This window comes from Marinobacter fuscus (genome assembly GCF_003007675.1).
Classification (GTDB): domain Bacteria; phylum Pseudomonadota; class Gammaproteobacteria; order Pseudomonadales; family Oleiphilaceae; genus Marinobacter; species Marinobacter fuscus.
The window spans coordinates 267,566-288,119 of the sequence record NZ_PXNP01000023.1 but is presented as its reverse complement, the minus strand read 5'-3'; the positions used below and the strand labels follow the sequence as shown (position 1 = coordinate 288,119).

Annotated in this window: 24 protein-coding genes; 10 read left to right on the top strand and 14 right to left on the bottom strand. The window is 57.2% G+C overall.

What is annotated here, in order from left to right; genetic code table 11:
- Position 1 precedes the first annotated feature (1 nt).
- Positions 2 to 724, top strand: a complete 723-nt coding sequence (locus tag C7H09_RS07250) for a glutamine amidotransferase (RefSeq protein WP_106761961.1) — start codon at positions 2 to 4, stop codon at positions 722 to 724.
- Here C7H09_RS07250 and C7H09_RS07245 read toward each other — a convergent pair.
- Complete coding sequence (locus C7H09_RS07245; RefSeq protein WP_106761927.1) at positions 721 to 1,392, bottom strand: class I SAM-dependent methyltransferase; 672 nt, start codon at positions 1,390 to 1,392, stop codon at positions 721 to 723. The two genes, C7H09_RS07250 and C7H09_RS07245, sit on opposite strands and share 4 nt — an antisense overlap.
- 179 nt (positions 1,393 to 1,571) lie before the next feature.
- Between C7H09_RS07245 and C7H09_RS07240 the strand changes: the two genes are divergently transcribed.
- From C7H09_RS07240 to C7H09_RS07230, 3 genes are all read left to right on the top strand, one after another.
- The gene (locus C7H09_RS07240; RefSeq protein ID WP_106761926.1) at positions 1,572 to 2,588 is read left to right on the top strand and encodes an AraC family transcriptional regulator; all 1,017 of its coding nucleotides are present in this window, start codon (positions 1,572 to 1,574) and stop codon (positions 2,586 to 2,588) included.
- A 183-nt stretch (positions 2,589 to 2,771) separates the two neighbouring features.
- On the top strand, positions 2,772 to 4,589 hold the full coding sequence (locus tag C7H09_RS07235; protein ID WP_106761925.1) for a choice-of-anchor D domain-containing protein: 1,818 nt from the start codon (positions 2,772 to 2,774) through the stop codon (positions 4,587 to 4,589).
- Between the two features lie 94 nt (positions 4,590 to 4,683).
- Positions 4,684 to 5,508 carry a DUF6160 family protein gene (locus tag C7H09_RS07230; protein ID WP_106761924.1) on the top strand — a complete coding sequence of 275 codons (825 nt, stop codon included), beginning with the start codon at positions 4,684 to 4,686 and terminating at the stop codon, positions 5,506 to 5,508.
- A gap of 32 nt (positions 5,509 to 5,540) precedes the next feature.
- Here C7H09_RS07230 and thpR read toward each other — a convergent pair whose 3' ends face one another.
- Complete coding sequence (gene thpR, locus C7H09_RS07225) at positions 5,541 to 6,077, bottom strand: RNA 2',3'-cyclic phosphodiesterase (RefSeq protein WP_106761923.1); 537 nt, start codon at positions 6,075 to 6,077, stop codon at positions 5,541 to 5,543.
- Between the two features lie 2 nt (positions 6,078 to 6,079).
- Complete coding sequence (locus C7H09_RS07220) at positions 6,080 to 6,298, bottom strand: putative signal transducing protein (protein ID WP_106761922.1); 219 nt, start codon at positions 6,296 to 6,298, stop codon at positions 6,080 to 6,082.
- 80 nt (positions 6,299 to 6,378) lie between these two features.
- Here C7H09_RS07220 and C7H09_RS07215 point away from each other — a divergent pair, with 80 nt between their 5' ends.
- Positions 6,379 to 7,434: an alpha/beta hydrolase gene (locus tag C7H09_RS07215; RefSeq protein ID WP_106761921.1), complete on the top strand. Its 1,056-nt coding sequence runs from the start codon at positions 6,379 to 6,381 to the stop codon at positions 7,432 to 7,434.
- Here the strand turns inward: C7H09_RS07215 and C7H09_RS07210 are convergent.
- The 4 genes from C7H09_RS07210 to C7H09_RS07195 form a co-directional block, all read right to left on the bottom strand.
- A complete protein-coding gene (locus C7H09_RS07210) occupies positions 7,431 to 7,907 on the bottom strand; it encodes a DUF4442 domain-containing protein (RefSeq protein ID WP_106761920.1) in 477 nt (158 codons plus the stop codon). The two genes, C7H09_RS07215 and C7H09_RS07210, sit on opposite strands and share 4 nt — an antisense overlap.
- Before the next feature lie 118 nt (positions 7,908 to 8,025).
- Positions 8,026 to 8,610 (bottom strand): CPBP family intramembrane glutamic endopeptidase, encoded by a 585-nt coding sequence (locus C7H09_RS07205; RefSeq protein ID WP_106761919.1) that lies wholly within the window; start codon positions 8,608 to 8,610, stop codon positions 8,026 to 8,028.
- Between the two features lie 2 nt (positions 8,611 to 8,612).
- Positions 8,613 to 9,467: a crotonase/enoyl-CoA hydratase family protein gene (locus tag C7H09_RS07200; protein WP_106761918.1), complete on the bottom strand. Its 855-nt coding sequence runs from the start codon at positions 9,465 to 9,467 to the stop codon at positions 8,613 to 8,615.
- 149 nt (positions 9,468 to 9,616) lie between these two features.
- Positions 9,617 to 9,940 carry an antibiotic biosynthesis monooxygenase family protein gene (locus C7H09_RS07195; RefSeq protein ID WP_106761917.1) on the bottom strand — a complete coding sequence of 108 codons (324 nt, stop codon included), beginning with the start codon at positions 9,938 to 9,940 and terminating at the stop codon, positions 9,617 to 9,619.
- 118 nt (positions 9,941 to 10,058) lie between these two features.
- On the opposite strand from C7H09_RS07195, the gene C7H09_RS07190 reads away from it, so the two are divergent.
- The gene (locus C7H09_RS07190; RefSeq protein ID WP_106761916.1) at positions 10,059 to 10,892 is read left to right on the top strand and encodes a M90 family metallopeptidase; all 834 of its coding nucleotides are present in this window, start codon (positions 10,059 to 10,061) and stop codon (positions 10,890 to 10,892) included.
- A gap of 3 nt (positions 10,893 to 10,895) precedes the next feature.
- Here the strand turns inward: C7H09_RS07190 and C7H09_RS07185 are convergent, their stop codons facing one another.
- Positions 10,896 to 11,129, bottom strand: coding sequence for a hypothetical protein (locus C7H09_RS07185; protein WP_106761915.1), 234 nt, complete (start codon positions 11,127 to 11,129; stop codon positions 10,896 to 10,898).
- 24 nt (positions 11,130 to 11,153) lie between these two features.
- Here C7H09_RS07185 and C7H09_RS07180 point away from each other — a divergent pair, with 24 nt between their 5' ends.
- Positions 11,154 to 13,343 carry an OsmC domain/YcaO domain-containing protein gene (locus C7H09_RS07180; protein WP_106761914.1) on the top strand — a complete coding sequence of 730 codons (2,190 nt, stop codon included), beginning with the start codon at positions 11,154 to 11,156 and terminating at the stop codon, positions 13,341 to 13,343.
- A 53-nt stretch (positions 13,344 to 13,396) separates the two neighbouring features.
- On the opposite strand, the gene C7H09_RS07175 is transcribed toward C7H09_RS07180, so the two are convergent.
- Both C7H09_RS07175 and C7H09_RS07170 read right to left on the bottom strand, forming a co-directional pair.
- On the bottom strand, positions 13,397 to 13,774 hold the full coding sequence (locus C7H09_RS07175) for a nuclear transport factor 2 family protein (RefSeq protein ID WP_106761913.1): 378 nt from the start codon (positions 13,772 to 13,774) through the stop codon (positions 13,397 to 13,399).
- 83 nt (positions 13,775 to 13,857) lie between these two features.
- Positions 13,858 to 14,751, bottom strand: a complete 894-nt coding sequence (locus C7H09_RS07170) for a diacylglycerol/lipid kinase family protein (protein ID WP_106761912.1) — start codon at positions 14,749 to 14,751, stop codon at positions 13,858 to 13,860.
- A gap of 82 nt (positions 14,752 to 14,833) precedes the next feature.
- Here C7H09_RS07170 and C7H09_RS07165 point away from each other — a divergent pair, with 82 nt between their 5' ends.
- Positions 14,834 to 15,112 carry an Rdx family protein gene (locus tag C7H09_RS07165; RefSeq protein WP_106761911.1) on the top strand — a complete coding sequence of 93 codons (279 nt, stop codon included), beginning with the start codon at positions 14,834 to 14,836 and terminating at the stop codon, positions 15,110 to 15,112.
- Between the two features lie 115 nt (positions 15,113 to 15,227).
- On the opposite strand, the gene C7H09_RS07160 is transcribed toward C7H09_RS07165, so the two are convergent.
- From C7H09_RS07160 to C7H09_RS07150, 4 genes are all read right to left on the bottom strand, one after another.
- A complete protein-coding gene (locus C7H09_RS07160) occupies positions 15,228 to 15,743 on the bottom strand; it encodes a copper chaperone PCu(A)C (RefSeq protein WP_106761910.1) in 516 nt (171 codons plus the stop codon).
- 98 nt (positions 15,744 to 15,841) lie between these two features.
- Entirely contained in the window at positions 15,842 to 17,593 is a 1,752-nt protein-coding gene (locus C7H09_RS07155) for a putative bifunctional diguanylate cyclase/phosphodiesterase (RefSeq protein WP_240616525.1), read from the bottom strand.
- A 50-nt stretch (positions 17,594 to 17,643) separates the two neighbouring features.
- Entirely contained in the window at positions 17,644 to 18,117 is a 474-nt protein-coding gene (locus tag C7H09_RS20180; protein WP_240616524.1) for a hypothetical protein, read from the bottom strand.
- A 75-nt stretch (positions 18,118 to 18,192) separates the two neighbouring features.
- Positions 18,193 to 18,531, bottom strand: a complete 339-nt coding sequence (locus C7H09_RS07150) for a zinc ribbon domain-containing protein YjdM (protein ID WP_106761909.1) — start codon at positions 18,529 to 18,531, stop codon at positions 18,193 to 18,195.
- A 174-nt stretch (positions 18,532 to 18,705) separates the two neighbouring features.
- Here C7H09_RS07150 and C7H09_RS07145 point away from each other — a divergent pair, with 174 nt between their 5' ends.
- Positions 18,706 to 19,158 carry a YaiI/YqxD family protein gene (locus tag C7H09_RS07145; protein WP_106761908.1) on the top strand — a complete coding sequence of 151 codons (453 nt, stop codon included), beginning with the start codon at positions 18,706 to 18,708 and terminating at the stop codon, positions 19,156 to 19,158.
- 277 nt (positions 19,159 to 19,435) lie between these two features.
- Complete coding sequence (locus C7H09_RS07140) at positions 19,436 to 20,554, top strand: PQQ-dependent sugar dehydrogenase (protein ID WP_106761907.1); 1,119 nt, start codon at positions 19,436 to 19,438, stop codon at positions 20,552 to 20,554.

Genomic DNA, 20,554 nt, shown 5'->3' with positions numbered 1-20,554 from the left:
CGTGCCTAAACCCAGAGTTGTCATTCTGAAAACGGGTACCACCTACCCCGACATTCGCAATACATTCGGAGACTTCGACGCCTGGTTTGTTCAGGGACTGTCAGACGATCTGGATCTGTCTGTTGCGGATGTAGTGAATGACCCTCTGCCTGGTGAGCCCACCGATTGGGACGGGGTTGTGGTGACCGGGTCTCCCGCCATGGTGAGCGATCGCGAACCCTGGAGTGAGAAGACCGCCCAGTGGATCAACCAGGCGGTGACAGCCTCGATACCTCTGCTGGGCGTATGCTACGGCCACCAACTACTGGCCCACGCCTTGGGCGGCGAGGCCGGATACCACCCAGAAGGCCGGGAATCCGGCACCCATCAGGTATGCCTGCTGGACGCGGCCTCGAAAGACCCTCTGTTCAGCCAACTACCCAGCGAGTTTCCCGCTCACCTCACGCACCTGCAATCCGCCCTGAGATTGCCGGCAAACGCAGTGCTGCTTGCCCGTTCCGGGTTCGAGCCGCATCAAGCTTTCCGGGTTGGCCCTCACGCCTGGGGCGTGCAGTTTCATCCGGAATTTACCGACAAGGTTATGGCTGCGTATCTGAAGGTACAGCGGCCAGAACTCGAAAAAGAAGGTCTGGATGCGGGACAGTTGCTGAATTCCGTGCGCCCGGCACCCGATGCCAGTCGCCTGCTCCGCCTGTTTTCCGACTATGTCAAAAACCGCAACTAACCGGGTTTCCGGATCAAGACCACATCTTTCGCCGGAATCTCAAGCTGCCAGCCGTAGTGCCTCGCCAGCCATGTGAAAGTCTGCTCCCGATAGAACACCACATGGGTCGGATCCCTGCGATAGTGCCAGTGCTCAAACCGGGCATCGTCGGTCTGGAAGCAGGTCATAATTGCCAGCCAGCCACCTGGCCGGAGCAATTGATTCAGTAACCGGAACACTTCGGCCGGGCGGAACAAGTGCTCTACCACCTCGGTGCAGGTGATGAAGTCGTAGGCCTGCTCGAGGGTATCGGCATCCGGGTAAAAGAAGTGATCATACAGAGCCACTGTGTGGCCGCATTCCTTCAGCATCTCTGCCAGAGCGGGCCCCGGGCCACAGCCAAAGTCCAGCCCGTGGGAGACAGGTGAGAGCTTCTTCAGCAGCGGCTCAGACAGTTTTGCCAAAAACCGCCGGTAGCCGGGGTCGTCCGGCTGATTGTTGTGGAGTTCGTAGACTGACCGCTCCTGGTCTTCCGGCAACCGGCATTCCGGTGCCAGAAGTGTCGCCTGACACTGGCCGCAACGCAGGTAACGCTGGCCGGAAAACTGCCGGAAGTCTGACAGCACTCCGGTTTCGCAAACCGGGCAAAGCAAGGAGACTTGATGCTCCTTTGAACTAAGTACGCTCATGAAAGAACCAACCTGACAAAACCGTCATTGTCATATCCGGCCAGACCCGGCGATTGTGATCCGCCTCGAAAAAACATTACAAACCATTACCTATACTGAGCACCGGCCAGAGGAGCAGGGCAGTCCCTCCACCGAACCGAAAATAACGAACAAAAATCTCTCCGCTCAGAGACAGGAACATGGAAACGTCGTCCGAACTTGCCCGGGAAGTGCCCATCGTCTCGGCCCGCTATGCCAGAATGCTCATTCGGTTTCTGGAGAAACGCGGCGTAAGGTGCCAGTCCCTGCTGGCAAAAACCGGCATTGCGGGCAGCACGCTGGAAAATCCCGACGCCTGGCTATCCATGAACCAGACCATCGAAATTCTACGCCAAACCGATTGGCTGATGACAGATGAACGGGCCGCCTTCGAGTTCGGCCAGCAACTGGATTTGCCCAGTCATGGCCTGCTGGGATTCGCCGTACTCGGGCAGCAGCATCCCCGCCGCCTGGTGGGCATGATCGTACAATACTTGCGTGTCGGGCTGCCCCTGATGGACATGGAGCTTGAGTCCAGCGGCTCCACCTTCCGCATAAAACTGGTCGATACCTGGGGGGTGGGCGACCTTCAGCCATGCCTGAGTAAAATCTATATGGGCAGTATCCACCGAATTTCCTGCCAGGTGTGTAGCCACTTCCGGTTTCAGTTCAACTTTCCATCCGCCCTGCCGGTAGATGAGTGGCAACTGCTGGCACCCGGCTGTGACTTCGAGTTCAATGCTGCCGAAACCGAAGTGACCATGCCTCTGAAAGAAGCCCCGGCGCCCAACCGAAATGATAACCTGCAGTTTCTGATGGCCCGCACACAGCATCAGCGCGTGCGCGGGCGACCGTCAGCCAACGAAACCCTGGCACAGGTACGGGACTTGATCATGAGTCAACCCGGGCGCCCCTGCACAACAGAGAATATCGCCCGCCGCCTGGACATCAGCGCCCGAACACTTCGCCAGCATCTGGCCAGTGCCAACACCTCCTTCCGGGCCCTGCGCAATGAAATCCGCGAAAACTTTGCGACCCTCTACTTGCAGGACACCAATGTACCGCTGGAATCAATCGCCGATAAACTCGGTTTCAGCGATCAGGCGGGCTTTACCAAAGCCTACCGGAGCTGGACAGGCAAAACGCCGGGTGAAGTCAGGCGTGATCACAGGGAGTGATCCACCCCGGTTGCCTCACCCGGTTTGAAGCCTGTCACGAATAACGCAAAAAGCCCCTCACGTTTCCGTTTCGAACAAATCTCCTGCCGCCAATAGCAATGACCCACCCTCCGCCTTGCCATTTAAATGGTCGGGCATTTGCCATGTGCACACAACAACGAACAACAGACAAAGGACGAAGACATGAAACTCAGGAATCCTGTTCGCCGGGCCAGTACGCTCGGCTCCGCGGTCGCTGCGGCGGCTTTGATGGCCACCGGCAGCGGCGCCGCCCATGCCGAACCGGTGTCACTGGAACTGGCCTTTGAATGCCCGTTCCCGCTGATTGGCGCACAGCCTATTCGTGCACAGATCAGTGCCAATATCCCTGAAACTGCCAGTGCGGGCCAGCCGCTTCCACAATACCAGGTAGACGCCATTACAGTGGTTAATGATGACGCACGCACAGGCCTGAAACTGGTAAATTCGGAAACCCTAGAAGGCACCGCTACCAGCATCAACAACATTGTTACCCCCAACCGAACGCTCCAACAAATTGTTAACCTGGACATTCCGGCAACTCCGATTCCTGCCACCAGCGGAGAGTTTAATGTTCCTGCGTCCGGCACCGCACCGGAAATCCTGCTGACCAACGACGACATAGGCCAGGCCGAAATCCGCGTTGGCGCTCTGTCTCTGGATCTGATTGCCCGTACGGCGTCCGGCGATATCGCTCCAGCCCCCATCGGCGAAATCACCACCGACTGTACCCAGCTACCCGGCCAGAATAACCTGCTGCAAACCATTACCGTTACCGGTGAAGCCGTTGAAACACCGCGGATTACCCTAGACGCGGAACAACTGGACTTCGGGAACGTACAGGCGGGTCTGGTCAGCAGCCAGTCGCTGATTGTACGCAATACCGGCAGCGCGGCCCTGGGCATCAATGGCGTGTCTATCACCGGCCCGGACTCCACCTTGTACACGCAAACCAACGATTGCAGCAGCCTTGCACCCCAGGCCTCGTGCGCGGTGGATGTCAGTTTTGCGCCGTCTACTGACGGCAACCGGATAGCAACGCTGACCATTGAGTCTACCGACGCCGAGACCCCAACTGTCGATGTCGCCCTCAAGGGCCGGGGCGTACTGGCCCCCGTTGCCGAAATCAGTGTAAATCCACTCTCCGTTGAGCTTGGCCGGGTGCTGCTTGGCGAGTCAGCAACCGCCGCCATTGCAGTGGCCAACAATGGCAACGCCGCTCTGCAGATTGACAGCATTGCCCTGGAAGGCACTGGCTCGGCCGATTTCACCCAAACCAGCGACTGCACAACGGTGGCCGCTGGCAACAGCTGTTCCGTGCAGCTGGGCTTTACCGCAGCCTCGGTCGGCATCAGCAACGCCGAACTGGTCATCCGCTCAAGCGACACCGAAAACCCGGTCGTTCGTGTGCCGGTTTCGGCGGAAGCCTACGAACAACAGGGCACACCAACCCTGGAATTGCTGCTGGGCCTTGAGGGCTCCACACTGATCAAAGCCACCAACGGCACCCTGCCCCTTACCGGCAGCATTGCAACTTTGCTGGACCTGGCCTCTGGCACATTCGAAGCCGACCTGGCGGTAGAGCCAACGGCGGGCAACTTCTACATCAAACTGCTGTTCAGCAAAATCCATGCATCCGCCAACGTGGAGTTCGAACAGGCAGAGGTGACCACGGGTGCGCTGGTGGATGGCAAGCTGACGGCAAATTCCCACCTGTATGTGAAGGTGCCAAAGGTCGCCATCAAGTTGTTCGGCTTGCCGGTAAAAGTCGGTGGCGGTGCCGAGTGCCAGACCAGCCAGCCGGTAAACATTCAGCTCGCGTCAGTACAGGGCTCCCGCTTCTCCCCGGCAACCGGCGGCACAGTCAGCGGCGTGTATGAACTGCCAGCGCTGGAGAACTGCGGCCTGCTCACCGGCCTGCTGAACCAGTTCATGACCGGGCCCGGCAACACCATCGAACTGGAGCTGACTCCCCAGAACTAATCCGATTTCCGGGTGGAACCGGAATCCCGGTCGCGGCAGGCTCAAGCCTCCGCGATCGGATCAGCCGTAAAAACCAAAAACAAGGAACAAGAACATGAAACGTCTGAACTCTGGCCTGCTGGCGCTGGCAATATCTGCCGCGTCTGTATCTGCAAACGCTGAACTGAACCCCATCGACGACGCCCGCATGGGCAACATCACCGGCCAGGCCGGTGTGACCATCGAGCTTGAAACCAAAGTCAGCATCGATGAATTTATCTACACCGATGAAGGGTCACTGTCGATCAAGGACATCCGTATTGGCGGTGCCAACCGCACCGACCTGTTTGAAGAGATCACAGACCCTGCTATCCGGAACCTGGCCTTCGGCACGACCAGCGACCTGATTGACAACATCAAGATTGATATCGACATCGCAGACGATGGTGATGCCTTGATCAACGTCTGGCCTCTGACCGCTGCCCCCATCGACTTCGGCGTCTTTACGGGTGAATGGAGCCTTCAGGGCACCACAGAATCCACCCTGCTGGCCAATAACTTTTCCATGGTGGGTGCGGTCACCAAGCTGCGCTTGCGGGTGGACACCGCCACTGACAAGCTCAATATCGATACCCAGGTGGGCATATCCGACCTTGACGTAGACATTCCCTTTCTGGCCCTCGGCATTCGCGACCTGAAGCTTACCGGCGACCAGTACCTGGAAAATCCCGGCATCCTCACCCTGGGTGCGGAGGTAAATATGGATATCTACAAGGGGGCTCGTGCCGACGGTTCCGATGCCCTGGCGGTGGATCTGGCTACGTTTAACGCCGACATGACGGTAGGCCAGGTGCTAGTGGGCGGCACGTCCATCGGCTCACTCACCATCGACAATCTGTCTGTACAGGATACCAGCCTGCGCATTTACGGCCATCCATAACCAAACGGGGCCCTGGGGCCCCACTTATTCCGTCAGTGAACCAACGGAAACCGCTCCAACACCTTGTAAACGGAACCCTCAGCCCCCGGGGTGCTCTCAAACAGCACGAACTCGGTGACATCCAGCGCCCCGAACACACAGTCTTGCCCGGCAGCAAGCAAGCCCGCCAACGAAACACCCTTGCCACGGAATCGACTCAGGGTGATGTGGGGCTTGAACGGGTGGTTGTCCAGGGTGAACCCCGCCTCCTGCAGATAACCCGCCAGCTGCTCATATAGTTGATGCACGGGCTCTTCCGGGGCGACACCAGCCCACAAGATTCGGGGTCGCTCTACCGAGCCAAAGCGCCCCAGTCCTTGCACATTCAGCCTGAAAGGTGGTGCTTTAACCTGTCGGGCGAGCTGGCACGCAAGGCTTACAGCATCAGCCTGAACCTCCCCCAGAAACGCCAGGGTAAGATGCAACTGCTGCCGGCTCTGCCAGCGGGCACCCTCCCACGGCTGGCGAACGACCACCAATTGCCGGGCAACCTCATCGGAAACTTCCAGCCCGAAAAACACTCTGGCCATAACTACGCCAACCGCCCGGCTTCATAGTCTTCAACCAGTGCCCGCGAACGCACCCAGTCTTCGTCGTCCACATGCACATTGGTAAATCCGGCGGTTCCGATTTCCCCCATGGCGCCCTGCAGGTAATGGCCACCCACATGGGCTTCGATGCCGCTGGTTTTCAACAAGCCTGCAATAATGTGTGCCTCGGTAATATCCCGGGCCCGATAGGCTATTTGCAAAACGGCTTACTCCTATATGCTGTCACATGTTTCGACTATAGTCGTCGAAACATCCTCTGCCTGATACCCAAGGATCGTTTATGTTCTGGATTCTGCTTGCTGTCATTGCTGTGATCGTGTTAGCCACACTGGTGCTATTCAGGGTACAGAACCTTTCTCAATACGACGGCCAGTCCTGGCGTATTCATGAAGTAACACCTGCTCCCTCTCATCAGGAAGTACTTGAACGTATACGCGACATGGGGCGTTCGTCAAAGGGGCTCAAGGGAAAGGCCCGGTTGATGGCCTTGCGGAATCATCTGGACAGTCTGGGCGCAACCCTAGACATCAAATCGCAGATCCGGGCGGTTGACTGCCCGAAAGGCGAATGGGTGATTGCCCCGGGCGCCGACAGCCGTCGTCGCGTGCTCTATATTCACGGCGGTGCCTGGGCCGCTGGCAGCCCCCGCAGCCACCGCGCCATCACCGACCGGTTCTCGCAACTGGCCAATGCAGCGGTGTTCGCCGTCGATTATCGGCTGATGCCGGAACACCGGTTTATGGAAGGTCTGGAAGATTGCCGCCAGGCTTATCGCTGGTTGCTGGAGAACGGGCCAGACGGGCAACAAAGCGCCGAGTTCATGGTGGTGGCGGGTGATTCTGCCGGCGGCAGCCATACCCTGTCGTTACTGGCCTGGATTCGCGACAATGGGCTGCGCCAGGCCGATGCAGCGATTGCCCTGTCGCCGTCCACCGATCTAACCCTGCGGGCGCCCAGTAACCGGGAGAATATTCCTACCGACCCGCTGCTGGGGCCGGTGTTTGGGGGGCTGTCCAAGATTCCGTTACCGATACTCTGGTGGGGAACCCTGGCGGCATTCCGGATTTCTCCCACCAACCCGGTCGCCTCTCCCCTCCTGGGCAACCTTCACAACCTGCCGCCCACACTGATTCATGCCAGCACCAGCGAAATGTTGCTGGATAACGCCGCCCGTTACGCTGCCAAAGCCCAGGCTGCGGATTCACCGGTAACCCTGCATACCTGGCAGAACATGGTGCATGTCTGGCATATTTTCACACCGCTGCTGGCCGAGGCAGATCAGGCGTTTGAAGACATCAAAACCTTTCTGGACACGCTACAGAAAACCGATACCTAACGGTCGGTTTTCTTGCGCACGTACAGCGTCTTGTGGGCCCGGGCAACCAGAGTTCCCGCTTCGTCGACAATATCCACATGCCATTCCGGCAGATACTTCTCACCGGTTTCCGTCGCACAACGAATTTCCTCAACACGCTCGTCCGTAAGGGCAAACTCCGCTTTCACGACGCCTTTACCAGGCCGGATGAAATCAATACTGGCCGACTTGTCCCAAACGATGTAATCACTTCCGAGCCGCCTCATCAGCAGCAGCATGTACATGGGGTCGACCATGCTGTAAAGCGAGCCCCCAAAATGCGTACCCACGTAGTTGGTGTTGTACCAGCGTTGGCGCATTTCCACCGTGGCCGAACTGAAGTTGTCGGCAATGTGAGTCACTTTGATGCCCGCTCCCAGATACGGGGCAAACGTAGAAAGAACATGGCGAAGAGCACCGGGGCTGGCGAACCAGCGGCGTATAGTTGCATTCATATAGGTATCCGGCAAAAAACAGACTTGGGACTAAAAGAACGTAAGCTATCTTCTAACAGCCAACGCGCTTTTTCAACGAGGATTCATACGACCGTTTGATTTTGTTGGATGACCGGAGTCAGACCTTGATGCCAAACCAGTGGGGGTAGCGCAGCAGACAGTACAGGGCGAACATATCGTAGACAGCATGCCAGACCATCACCATCTCGAGGCTGCCCGATAATTGATAGGCTCCACCAAGGACGAACCCCAGCCCCGTGGCCACGAGAAAATAGGTGAACGACACATAGTGTACCAGGCCAAAAACCACTGCCGCCGCCAGCAGTGCAGTCCATGGCCCCGTGTGTTGCAGCAGCCAGCCTTGCAGCGCACCCCGAAACAACAACTCTTCGCCTACGCCCGCCAGCAGGCAAAGCAGGAGGAGCACGGGCCAGGAGTAGCTTGAGGCAAACTGGTAAAGCGCCTGCATCTGGCTGCTCAGATCGTCTGGAAACAGCCAGGTTATCCGTGTCAGGAGCAACAGCGAAAGGTAGGTGATGCCTGCCCCCAGAATGCCGAAGGCCAGGTACTGAAGCATGCCAAGACTGCCCGACCTCAGCGGAATATCAAGCAACCAGATAGCCAGCAGGCCCACCACACCTATGCCGCCCTGAAACGCCAGGGCGGCGGTATTGGACAGAGTGGCGCGGGCGGGGACAGCCATAATCAGCTGTTGAACAGACCCTTCACCGGAAACAGATCATCATAGACCGGCGCTTGCTTCTGGGCCTTCGCCTGGAAGGATTTCATCATGTCGGTGGGGCGGAACATGCCAGACTGCCAAGTGGCCATGTAACGCAGACTGTCCTCAACACTGTGGTCGCGGCTGAAATTGATCATTTCCTTGCAGCCGGTGACCGCCAGCGGAGAATTGGCGGCAATCTGGGCGGCAATGGCCATCACCCCATCCAGCATGGCTTCCTGGGATTCATAAACCGAGTTCACGAAGCCCAGCCGCTGGGCTTCCTCAGCACCGAACTTGCGCCCGGTATAGGCCAGTTCACGCACCACGCCTTCCGGCATCAGCTTGGGAAGGCGCTGCAGGGTACCCACATCCGCGGTCATACCCAGCTCGGTTTCCTTGATGGTGAAATAGGCGTCTGCGGTGCAATACCGGCTATCGGCGGCGCACACCAAATCCAGAGCACCACCAATGCAACCACCGTGTACCGCGGCGAGCACTGGCAAGCGGACTTTTTCCAGAGAACTCAGGGTGTCTTGAAGCTGCAGCACCACCCGGCGCAGATTCTCGGCCATGCGGCCGGGATCGCCACTCATGGGCACCGATTTCGGGTCGGTAAATACCCCAAGATCCATCCCGGCGGAAAAGTGCTTGCCCGTGGAAGAGATCACGATCACCCGGGCATCGGTGTTTGCCTCAATGTCCTGAACGCAGCGCGGCAACTCCAGCCAGAACGCCTTGTTCATGCTGTTCAGAGCCTCAGGCCGACAAAACTGCACGTGAGCAATGTGGTCTTTGACTTCAATCTTGAAACTTTCATAACTGGCAAGTTCAGACATGCTGGGCCCCGTGTCATCTTAAAACATGGTTTCGTATGATTAGGGCGCACATTACCGCGAAACGAGGCACGATGGAATTCACTTTCCCCGGCTCATGGGCAGGAACACCAACCCGATCACGTAAAGCCCACCTGCGGATAGCGCACAGGTCAATTTTCCTCGTACCCCGGCGGCAGAACCACCCACTCAGGCTCGTCAAACTCCCCCAGAGGCCGAATCTCCACGAAAGGCGCGGCACTTCTGATAATCTCGGCTATTCTCGGATTCTTCCCGTCCTCCATTGCGTCTCTGGCGGCCTTGCTGTCCCAGCTGGCGATAGCAATTAGCGTATTCGGATCGCCAATCTTCCGATGCAGCCGGGTGCCCCGTGCGCCAGGCGCCTGCTGGATCAGCTCACTGGCTCTGACCCAGGCATCGGCGTAGTCCTCAGCTGTATACCCCTCTTTCACCGTAACCTCGAAAATATACTTCATGCTGGCCTCCTGATTTGCAGCATTGTCCGTTCACCGTAGCAGTTAAACTGTATGCCCGACCCGAGCGGCGCGCTGAACCTTGCGGTAGACTGGCCGGACATTCACAGGGAAGTCGCCAATGTCTGAACTGCTTGTTATTGCTGTGATCGCCATCGCCCTGATTGGCGGGACGCTGTTTTATTTGTTTTTCTACCGCAACTGGCAACGCCAGCGGGAACTGCGGGAACTTTTTCCGGAGCATTGGCGCGAGCATCTGAAGCAACAGATGCCCCTGTATCACGGGCTTTCTGCCAGCCAGAAATCCCGGCTGGAAAACCTGGTGCAGTTGTTCATTGCCGAGAAGGACTTCTACGAGTGCGCGGGCTTTCACATTGATGACCAGGTGAAAGTGACCATCGCCGCCCACGCCTGCCTGTTACTGCTGGAGCGCTCGTTTTCAGATTATGACGACGTGCGCAGTATTCTGGTGTACCCGGATGTGTACCGGGTGCAGGGCCAAACCAGTGATGGTCTGGTGGTTAGCGAAAGTGAGCAGACCCGGGCCGGAGAAGCCTGGTCTCATGGCCGGGTTATTCTGGCCTGGAGCCAGTGCGAGGAGGCCATTACCCACCCGGACGGGCCCCACAACGTGATTCTGCACGAGTTTGCCCATCAGCTGGATTACCTGGACGGCACCGCCGATGGTGCACCGCCGCTGAGTGGCGAACAGGCCCGACAGTGGCAGGAAAGCATGACCCGGGCCTGGGATAATTTGCAGACCACCCTCGCCCACCACCAACGGCCCTGGCTGGACCCTTACGGCGCCACCGAACCTGCTGAATTCTTTGCCGTACTCACCGAGGCCTTTTTCCAGCAGCCCGGCCACTTACGGCACCACCAGCCTGAGGTCTACCAGGCGTTATGCCGCTTCTACCGGCTGGACCCGGCGGATTTCACGCCCTGTCTGCCCTGAGGCTCAGCCCGGCAAACCATCGCCTTTTACCCCAAGACGATCCAGGTACAGGTGTAACTCCTGCTCGCTGATATTGACGTATTCCAGCACCCGTCCGTAGAGCATCACGGTGGGCACGTTGCGCCCGCCCAGTTCCTTCTGGGTTTCCTGCAAGACGTAAAGTATCGTCCGCTCCGTTTTTGTGAGACCATCCCGCGCATCGGGGATCACCTCGTCTATTCCGCGTAAACTGCTCATATCTCTGAATCCGGTAAGCTGCCCATGGAAATCAAAGTCAATTATCTCGACAACCTGAGGCTTGAGGCCAAATTCGACGATTTTACCGTCGTCTCAGACCAGCCCGTGCGCTACAAGGGCGACGGCTCGGCTCCTGGTCCCTTTGACTACTTTCTGGCGTCCTCCGCCATGTGCGCGGCCTATTTTGTGAAGGTGTACTGCAACGCCCGGGATATTCCCACCGACAACATCCGGCTGTCACAAAACAACATTGTAGACCCGGAAAACCGCTACAAGCAGATTTTCAAGATTCAGGTGGAACTGCCGGAAGACATTTCCGACAAGGATCGCCAGGGTATCATCCGCTCCATCGACCGCTGCACCGTGAAAAAAGTGGTGCAAACCGGCCCGGACTTTCAGATTGAGGTGGTCGAAAACCTGGATGAAGACGCCCAGGCACTACTCACCGTGGGCGCTGGCGACAACACCCGCACCTACATTGAAGGCAAGGATCTTCCGCTGGAGCAGACCATTGCCAACATGGCCGGCATTCTGTCGGACCTGGGGATGAAGATCGAGATCGCGTCCTGGCGCAACATTGTGCCCCACGTCTGGTCGTTGCATGTGCGCGACACCGCCGCTCACATGTGTTTCACCAACGGCAAGGGCGCCACCAAAGAAGCCGCGCTGGCGTCCGCGCTGGGTGAATTCATCGAGCGCCTGAACTGCAACTTTTTCTACAACGATCAGTACTTCGGTCAGGAGATCGGCAACAGCGAGTTCGTTCATTACCCGAACGAGAAGTGGTTTCAGCCCGGCCCCGAGGGCGAGCTGCCCGACGGCATTCTGGATGAGCATTGCCTGAGCATCTACAACCCCGACGGTGAGCTGCTCGGAACCCACCTGTTCGACACCAACTCAGGCACGCCCGAGCGGGGCATCTGCGCCATTCCTTACGTGCGCCAGTCGGACGGGGAAACCGTGTATTTCCCATCCAACCTGATCGAAAACCTGTTCCTCAGCAACGGCATGAGCGCGGGCAACACGCTGCAGGAAGCGCAGGTTCAATGCCTGTCGGAGATTCTCGAGCGGGCAGTGAAAAAAGAAATCATCGAAAACGAAATCGCGCTGCCAGACGTGCCGGATGAGGTGCTGGCCAAATACCCGGACATTGTTGAGGGCCTGAACGCTCTGGAAGCACAGGGTTTTCCGGTACTGGTGAAAGATGCCTCGTTGGGCGGGCAGTTCCCGGTGATCTCGGTCACCGTAATGAACCCGAAAACCGGCGGCGTATTCGCCTGCTTTGGCGCCCATCCCTGCCTGCAGGTGGCACTGGAGCGCAGCCTTACCGAATTGATGCAGGGCCGCAGCTTTGAAGGCTTGAACGATCTGCCGGCACCGACCTTCAATTCCATGGCGGTTACCGAGCCCAACAACTACGTGGAACACTTCATCGACTCCAGCGGTGTGGTGTCCTGGCGCTTTTTCAGTGCCAAATCGGATTACGACTTCGTGGAGTGGGATTTCTCCGGCACCAATGAAGAGGAAGCCAACACCCTGTTCGGCATCCTCTCGGACATGGGCAAGGAATGCTACATGGCGGTCTTTGAAGACCTTGGTGCACCGGTGTGCCGGATTCTGGTGCCCGGCTACTCCGAAGTTTACCCGGTGGAAGATCTGGTATGGGACAACACCAACATGGCCCTGACTTTCCGTGAGGACATTCTGAACCTGCACCGCCTGGATCAGGACGCCCTAGCCAGCCTGGTGGAGCGGCTGGAAGAGTCCGAGCTGGATGTCTACATGACCATCGTTACCCTGATCGGCATCGAATTCGATGAAAATACCGTCTGGGGTCAGCTCACCATTCTGGAACTGAAGCTGCTGATCTATCTGGCGCTGGGCGAACTGGAAGAGGCGCTTGAACTGGTAGAAATGTTCCTGCAGTTCAACGACAACACGGTGGAGCGGGGCCTGTTCTATCAGGCCATGCAGGCCTCTCTGGAAGCAACGCTGGACGAAGAACTGGCGTTGGAAGACTACCTGTACAATTTCCGCCGGATGTTCGGTAACGAGGTGATGGATGCCGTCGTCGGCTCGATCGAGGGCTCTGTGCGCTTCTACGGCCTGGAAGAAACCGGCATGGATCTGCGCGGTCTGGACAGGCATTTGAAGATGATTGAAAGCTACAAGAAGCTGCACGCGGCACGGGCGTGCAAAGCCGGGCTGAGCTGACTGTCTGGCGGGATGGAGGGGCACTCTGGATGAGGGTGCCCCAACAGGCTTGTTCAGCCCGCAGTAGGCAGGTTTCCTCCCAGCATATTTTCCACGACGGCCGCATTGTAGAAGGCTTCCACTACCTGAATCCTGCCCTCGTGAACCCGGAACCAGACCGCAAGGCGCACATCGCCAATGGGTTCGAAATGGGTGCGGTAATCCAGAATCGCAAACACATGCTCACCATCCTCGCTTAACTGGCGTAGCACCAGATCTTTCTGGATGGCGGCCATACCAAACTGGTAAGCCAGCATGTCGTCCCGGTTCAGGAACCGCATATTCGGTCCAACGTATTCAAATCCGTCTTCTGCCAACAGCAACTTGGCTTCATCAAAACGCTGATCCTGAATCGCTGCTATAAACTGTGTAACTAACTCTTTTGGCTGCATAAACCAAGTCCGCTGAATAATCCTGAATTCCTTGTCATACAACGGTACCGGTCTTTTGTCAGTAACGCCAGACGCAGTGCGTCTCAAGTGCCCCGTTCGGGCTTGCCAGTGTGTACCACCCTTCGACCAATCACCTTCAGCACACCCGCACGACAATGCATGCTGATTGGGGTTTTACCCGCAATGTCTCCATCCACGGTCACGGTTTTGGGCTTGTTGGTCTGAACCTCACAACGAGTGCCTTTTACCTGAACAACCGTGCTGGTTCTGTCCGGGGTTTTCCGGTTCAGGCGCACCATTACAAAAGCCAGTAGCAACTGGAGCAGGGGCCTCGGCCGGACGGCGATCACATCCAGCAGGCCATCGTTGGCACAGGCCTCCGGGATTTCATGGCCACCACCAAAATAGGCGCCCGTTGCGATGGCCACTGAAAGCCAGCGGCCCTCAAGAACTGACTTGTCGGTGGTTATGCGGGCGTAAAACCCTCGCTGGGCGCCCAGTTTGCGAAACAAGGTGGCAAGATAGCTGAAACGACCCAGACTTTTCTTCGCGGGAGCGCTCACCTGGCGTGAAGGCAACGTACCCAGCCCGACATGGGCCACGTTCAGACATATTCCATCTCCGACATCGGCAACATCCACTCTCTGCACGACGCCTTCTGCCACCAGCCGGGCAACGTCTTCAGGCTTATTGGGTATGCCCAGATTCCGGGCGAAATCGTTTGCGGTTCCGGAAGGCAGGACACCCAGGGTGGCGCCGGTCTTCAGGCATAGAGCTGCTACCGCATTCACCGACCCATCACCACCGGCCGCCAGCAAACAGTCAGATTCGCTTACCAGGCCACACCACTGTGCGCTCTCATCCAGCCGGCAGCAGGTCAGGTTTTCTATGCCGCACTCTTTGAGGTAAGGCTCCCAGAATGCACTGTTACGACCGCCATTACCGGAACTCGGACTATCAACAAGCCAATACGCCATAGTACAGCCCCGCATGAAAGAATATCGCTTTCCCTTTTGATAGCATGGCTAATTCCTTAATTCATGCAGGATGCATTACGGTATGGCAACCCAGATCACTCTCCACTACTGCACCGGCTGCAACTGGCTGCTGCGCTCCGCCTGGATGGCCCAGGAACTGCTAACAACGTTCGACGGCATGATCGACGAACTCATCCTGAAACCTGGCACAGGGGGCATCTTCGAAGTCTGGGTGAACGACACCCGGATCTGGGACCGGAAATCCATGGGCGGATTCCCGGAGATCAAACACTTGAAGCAACTGGTGCGAGACCGAATTGCGCCTGAGCATTCGCTGGGGCATTCCGATAGTAAGCAGTAGGTTGCAGCAGGTCGGTCGGGAACAAGTTTTGACGAGATAACAAGCATCAGGCTTTAGCCCGGAGCTGGGCCAAGACAACCACAGCCCCAACTTGGGCCATGGTTGTATCCGCTACTCAGTGGTTCATATGGGAATGGCCCATATTCGAGTGACCCATCTCACCATCAAGTGAGCGCACCATCAGCTCAATATGGCGCGTTTCTGCTCCCTCAAACTCCAGAGTGACAGGAACATGCTCACCTGCCTTCAGCGGCATGGTGAGCTTCTCCAGCATCAGATGGTAACCCTGGGGTTCGAGCTGAACCGTCTGGCCCGCCGGGATTTCCAGGCCATGCGCTAGCGGCTGCATTTTCATCAGGCCGTCGTGCATACTGGTCTGGTGCAGGGAAACATGGCCCGCGCGATCGGTGTTTGCCGACACCAGCGTGACCGCCTGATCACCGTGGTTGCTGATGGCCATGTAACCCACCCCCATACCCGCGCCCGGCGGGGTCGGACGGCTCCAGGCATTACTGATTTCAATCTGCGCGCCGGAATGGTGCTCGCCGTGATGTTGCCCATGATCGTCGGCAACAGCCGGAAACGTAATCAGGGCTGCGGCCAGGCTCAACAGGCTAAGACGTTGTTTCATGGAAAATTCCTTGATGAATAACCGTTTTGCTTAATGTAGCGGCGACAGAGCAGAGGTTCAAAGAGTCCGGCAGCGACCAATGGTCGCAGGTGATCTGGTTAATCCTGGCTGGCCAAAACGATTCCGTCACGGATCTCCGCCAGAGCCACGGGGCGCCCGAAATGATATCCCTGAAAACGAAAACAACCCAGCTTAATCAGAGCGCTGGCCTGAGCCTTGTCTTCTACACCCTCGGCGATCAGGCTCATCTTGTGGCTGTCAGCAATGGCCACAATGCTGCGCACCATGTTGGCGGCTTTTTCATCATCGACCACCGCATCGACAAAACTTTTATCGATTTTGAGTTCATCCAGTGGCAGTTGTCGCAACAGGCTCAGGGATGAGTAACCGGTACCAAAGTCGTCCATCGCAATGCGTATGCCCCGATCCCGCAAGCGGCACACGGTCTCCAGCACCTGCTGGAAGTTATCCATAAACAGGCTTTCGGTGATTTCCAGAACCAGGCGTTCCGGCGCCACCTGATGAGCCGCCAGGGCCGACAATACCGTTTCCACAAAGTCCGCCTGGCAGAACTGGATAACAGAGATATTGATCGCCAGATCAAGGGCCCTGGGAGAATCTGCCAACAACGGGCTGAACTCTTCGAGACTGGTATCCAGTACGAATTTGCCTAGCGGAATCATCAGGCCGGAGCGCTCCGCCACCGGGATAAACTCGGCGGGCGAGACAAAACCCAGCTCGTCATCCTGCCAGCGAACCAGCGCTTCCAGGCCGGTCATGGTGCCGCGCTCATCTACCTGGGGCTGATACACCATATGCAAATTGCGGGCAGCCAGCCCGAACCGCAATCGCTGCTCAACGCTCAGCCCACGCAAATAAGCCGTTTCCATGTCGCTGCGGTAAACGCAAACCGTGCTCCGACTTTGCCGCGCCTCATGCAACGCCAGGTGGGCACTGCGTATCAACTCACTCACCGCGTCGCCGTCGTCCGGGAAACGGGCAACACCGATCCGAACACCCACTTGCAAGTGCAACCGGCCAACCTCAAAAGTTTCGACCAGATTCTGCACCAGGCCATCACACACCTCCGTCAATAACGGCAGGTCGGTATTCGGGGTGACAATCACAAACTCGTCACCGCCCAATCGGGCAAGGTCATCAGACTCGTAAACGAGCCGCTTCAGGCGCCCACCGAACTCCACCAGCATGTCATCCCCGTGCTCCAGGCCAAAGCGGTCGTTAATGCCACTGAAATTATCGATATTGATAACGACAAGACTGAAAGGTTTGCCCCGGCCAAGCCTGAACTTCAAACGGTCCAGCAAGCCCGCACGATTCAGTAAGCCGGTCAGGTCATCGTGTCGGGCCTGAAAAAGCAGTTCCTGACGTTTGGCTCGTTCTGCACGGTCAATAACCCGGAACAGCAAGTACAGAATGCCGATAATCAACAGAGAGCCAGACACGTAAAACAGCAACGTGGCCGAAAACTTGCGGTGCAAAGGCGCAAAGGATGACTCCGAGATCGTCCATAGCTCGTAGTGCGGATCGTAAATAACCGCCGCCAGGTACTTGAGACCATCTCTTCTGGAGAAAAACGTAAACGCTTCGCGACTCTCCATGATCTTCGGTTTGGACAGCCCGACGGAGTCCTCAAACACCCGCCGCTGATCAGCAATCTCAGTCTCGGAAAACTGCATTTCCGAATACTGTTCAGGGCGAATATTATCCCTCGACATAAACTGCACGTAGCGATCACGTTCCCGGAAGAGAATCACGCTATCGTCAAGGCTGTCATGCAGTTGTTGGCTGAATATCATCCCGGCTTCGCCCACCCGTAAACCCGCCGTCATCACTGCAACCACTCTTCCATCCGGCGCTCTCAATGCTTTGCGGACAGGAATCACCCATTCGGCCAGAGCGTCAACATGATAGGTGCGGCCGACCACCATATGGTCAGACTCAAGCGCGAGGGCAAAACCTTTGGCGGTTGCCGGGTTGGTACGGAGATTAGGCAGCTTGGACAGATCAAGGTTGGAACTGACACGGACCAGTTTGCCATCGGCATTGGCAAGGCCGAACCCACCAGTGTCGGGTTGACAGACAGAATGCTGTCCAGCAACGGAATTGCCCGTTGGCCCTCAAGAATCCCGGGGGAATCAAGCAATTCTCGGCCGATGACATCCAGAACCAGCTCCTGCGTGTGCAGAAAACTGTTCACAGACTGGTGAACCAGTTTTGCCCGGGACACCTGATACATCGCCTCATCCGAGACAATCGAGTGCCAGCGCTGATAGAGCACAGCCGTGAGAATGGCTGCTCCCAGCAAGACGATCAGCAAATAGAGCGCCCAGATGTTCCGTTTCAGAGCTGCCAAGCGGTCAGTCCATTAAATACAGTGGGTTATATAGATCTATCACAAACCTGAGTGTAGTCAACAATGGAACTGTGATCAGACTTTTTTCACAAACTCCGATTTCAGTTTCATGGCACCCACGCCATCAATTTTGCAATCAATATCATGATCACCGTCGACCAGGCGAATGTTCTTCACCTTGGTGCCGACTTTCACCACCAGGCTGGAACCTTTCACCTTGAGGTCTTTGATCACCGTAACCGTATCGCCGTCCTGCAGCTCGTTACCATTGGCATCGCGAATCACCTTGCCAGCCTCTTCCGCGGCCTGCTCGGCTTCCGACCACTCGTGGCCACACTCCGGGCAGACAAGCTGGACGCCGTCTTCGTAAGTATATTCAGAAGTACACTGGGGGCACGGGGGCAACTGGGACATTATCAGTTCCTGTTCATTGAGTGAGCGCAGGATTATACCACTCCCCCACCAACAAAACGCTGCATCGCCCGGCCGCTTCAAAATAGACGTCACTATTTACGCAACCCATCGCTAACAGGCTCACCACCAGTCGGTTAAACTGGTGCTCTGTTTCACTAATTCAGGACTGCCAACATGCCAATCTGGGTCGACGCCGATGCCTGCCCCGTGCCCATCCGGGAAATCCTCTGCCGTGCGGCCACCCGCTGGCAGATCCAGACCACCTTTATTGCCAACCACGCCATCAGTCTGCCACCCAGCCCCTATCTGAGCCGCCGCCAGGTACCCCAGGGTTTCGATGTGGCCGACAATGAAATTATGGATCAGATGAGCAAAGGCGACCTGGTGATTACCCAAGACATCCCCCTGGCAGCGGAAGCGATTGAGAAAGGCGCCGATGTCTTCAACCCCCGGGGGCAGGCCTTTACCAAAGAAAACATCCGCCAGCGCCTCGCCATGCGTAACTTTATGGAAGAAATGCGCAATGCAGGCCAGGTTACTGGTGGCCCCGCGCCTTTTGGCCAGGGCGATCGCAAGGAGTTTGCGGATCAGTTGGATCGCTGGCTGCAAAAAGCCTCCAGACGATGAGAGGATCAGAGCAGGATGGCGAGACTGATCAGCGCCAGGCTGATACACCCGGTCGCGAAACAGGCAATTTTGAGCCCTTCGTAAACTTCGTGTTCCATGACGACTTCCTTGACGGTTTTCGGTAAGCAATAGAGGCATTTTATAATACGCCGACAACAATGCAAATGATAATTCTTATTATTTGACTCAGTTGTTTTGCCTCAGCTGGCGCCCTGCTCCGAATCGACTATTGTTTGGCAATACCGGTACAACCCACCGGAAACCGATAGGAGTTGTCATGCATTCAAGACCGTTCCTGACGGCACTGATCCTTCTTCTGATGGCAACGGGGGCACAGGCCGACCAGCGGTTTTCGCACCGCCAGGGCGAGTTTCGGCTAGAGACCATTGCCGAGGGGCTCGAGCACCCCTGGAGCTTGGCTTTTCTTCCAGAAGGTGACCTGCTGATCACCGAACGGGAAGGCCGTCTGCGGCTTGTGAAGAATGGCCAGCTTCTTACCAAGCCAATCAGCGGCCTTCCGAACCTGGTGGTTTCTGGTCAGGGCGGATTGCTGGATGTTCTGCTTCACCCGAACTTCGAAGACAATCATCTGCTGTTTCTCAGCTATGCCCACCGCAACCGGCAAGGCATGACAACCCGCGTAGCCCGGGCAGTCTACCGCCATGAGGCACTGTCTGATGTCACCGTCGTTTTCGAAGCCCGGCCTCGCTCCAATACCGGTCGTCACTTTGCCGGGCGCATGGCGTTCGACACCCAAGAGCGGTTATATGTCGCAGTGGGCGACCGTGGAGACATGGGTCGCGCCCAGGACACCTCAGACGATGCCGGTGGTGTTCACAGGCTCGCCATTAACGGCGAGCCTGCAGACGGCAACCCCTTTGCCAATCAAAGCGGCTTCAACGAAACCTTCTTCACCTACGGCAACCGCAACATTCAGGGCATGACTCGCCACCCCGAAACCGGCGAAATCTGGAGCCATGAGCATGGCCCACGCGGCGGCGACGAGATCAACATCCTTCGTGCCGGCAGCAACTACGGCTGGCCCAAGGTCACCTATGGCATTGATTATTCCGGGCTGCCCATTTCCAGCCGAACCACCATGGAAGGCGTCACCGACCCACTGCATTACTGGGATCCGTCCATCGCTCCGTCCGGCATGGCGTTCTACGCCGGGGAACTGTTCCCGCAATGGCAAGGCGACCTGTTTATCGGCGCACTGAAGCTTCGAAAACTGGTTCGGCTATCACTGGATGGTGAAAAGGTGGTCGAGGAGGAGGACTTGCTCACCAATCTGGGCGAACGCATTCGCGACGTCCGTGTGGGCCCGGACGGAGCGCTGTGGCTACTGACCGACGCCAACAACGGGCGACTCTATCGCATGGTGCCCGTGGAGTAA

Coding starts and splice junctions, on each gene's coding strand:
- C7H09_RS07245 (WP_106761927.1), bottom strand. CDS start 1,392: ATGAGCGTACTTAGTTCAAAGGAGCATCAAGTCTCCTTGCTTTGCCCG.
- C7H09_RS07240 (WP_106761926.1), top strand. CDS start 1,572: ATGGAAACGTCGTCCGAACTTGCCCGGGAAGTGCCCATCGTCTCGGCC.
- C7H09_RS07235 (WP_106761925.1), top strand. CDS start 2,772: ATGAAACTCAGGAATCCTGTTCGCCGGGCCAGTACGCTCGGCTCCGCG.
- C7H09_RS07230 (WP_106761924.1), top strand. CDS start 4,684: ATGAAACGTCTGAACTCTGGCCTGCTGGCGCTGGCAATATCTGCCGCG.
- thpR (WP_106761923.1), bottom strand. CDS start 6,077: ATGGCCAGAGTGTTTTTCGGGCTGGAAGTTTCCGATGAGGTTGCCCGG.
- C7H09_RS07215 (WP_106761921.1), top strand. CDS start 6,379: ATGTTCTGGATTCTGCTTGCTGTCATTGCTGTGATCGTGTTAGCCACA.
- C7H09_RS07210 (WP_106761920.1), bottom strand. CDS start 7,907: ATGAATGCAACTATACGCCGCTGGTTCGCCAGCCCCGGTGCTCTTCGC.
- C7H09_RS07205 (WP_106761919.1), bottom strand. CDS start 8,610: ATGGCTGTCCCCGCCCGCGCCACTCTGTCCAATACCGCCGCCCTGGCG.
- C7H09_RS07200 (WP_106761918.1), bottom strand. CDS start 9,467: ATGTCTGAACTTGCCAGTTATGAAAGTTTCAAGATTGAAGTCAAAGAC.
- C7H09_RS07195 (WP_106761917.1), bottom strand. CDS start 9,940: ATGAAGTATATTTTCGAGGTTACGGTGAAAGAGGGGTATACAGCTGAG.
- C7H09_RS07190 (WP_106761916.1), top strand. CDS start 10,059: ATGTCTGAACTGCTTGTTATTGCTGTGATCGCCATCGCCCTGATTGGC.
- C7H09_RS07185 (WP_106761915.1), bottom strand. CDS start 11,129: ATGAGCAGTTTACGCGGAATAGACGAGGTGATCCCCGATGCGCGGGAT.
- C7H09_RS07180 (WP_106761914.1), top strand. CDS start 11,154: ATGGAAATCAAAGTCAATTATCTCGACAACCTGAGGCTTGAGGCCAAA.
- C7H09_RS07175 (WP_106761913.1), bottom strand. CDS start 13,774: ATGCAGCCAAAAGAGTTAGTTACACAGTTTATAGCAGCGATTCAGGAT.
- C7H09_RS07170 (WP_106761912.1), bottom strand. CDS start 14,751: ATGGCGTATTGGCTTGTTGATAGTCCGAGTTCCGGTAATGGCGGTCGT.
- C7H09_RS07165 (WP_106761911.1), top strand. CDS start 14,834: ATGGCAACCCAGATCACTCTCCACTACTGCACCGGCTGCAACTGGCTG.
- C7H09_RS07160 (WP_106761910.1), bottom strand. CDS start 15,743: ATGAAACAACGTCTTAGCCTGTTGAGCCTGGCCGCAGCCCTGATTACG.
- C7H09_RS07155 (WP_240616525.1), bottom strand. CDS start 17,593: ATGACGGCGGGTTTACGGGTGGGCGAAGCCGGGATGATATTCAGCCAA.
- C7H09_RS07150 (WP_106761909.1), bottom strand. CDS start 18,531: ATGTCCCAGTTGCCCCCGTGCCCCCAGTGTACTTCTGAATATACTTAC.
- C7H09_RS07145 (WP_106761908.1), top strand. CDS start 18,706: ATGCCAATCTGGGTCGACGCCGATGCCTGCCCCGTGCCCATCCGGGAA.
- C7H09_RS07140 (WP_106761907.1), top strand. CDS start 19,436: ATGCATTCAAGACCGTTCCTGACGGCACTGATCCTTCTTCTGATGGCA.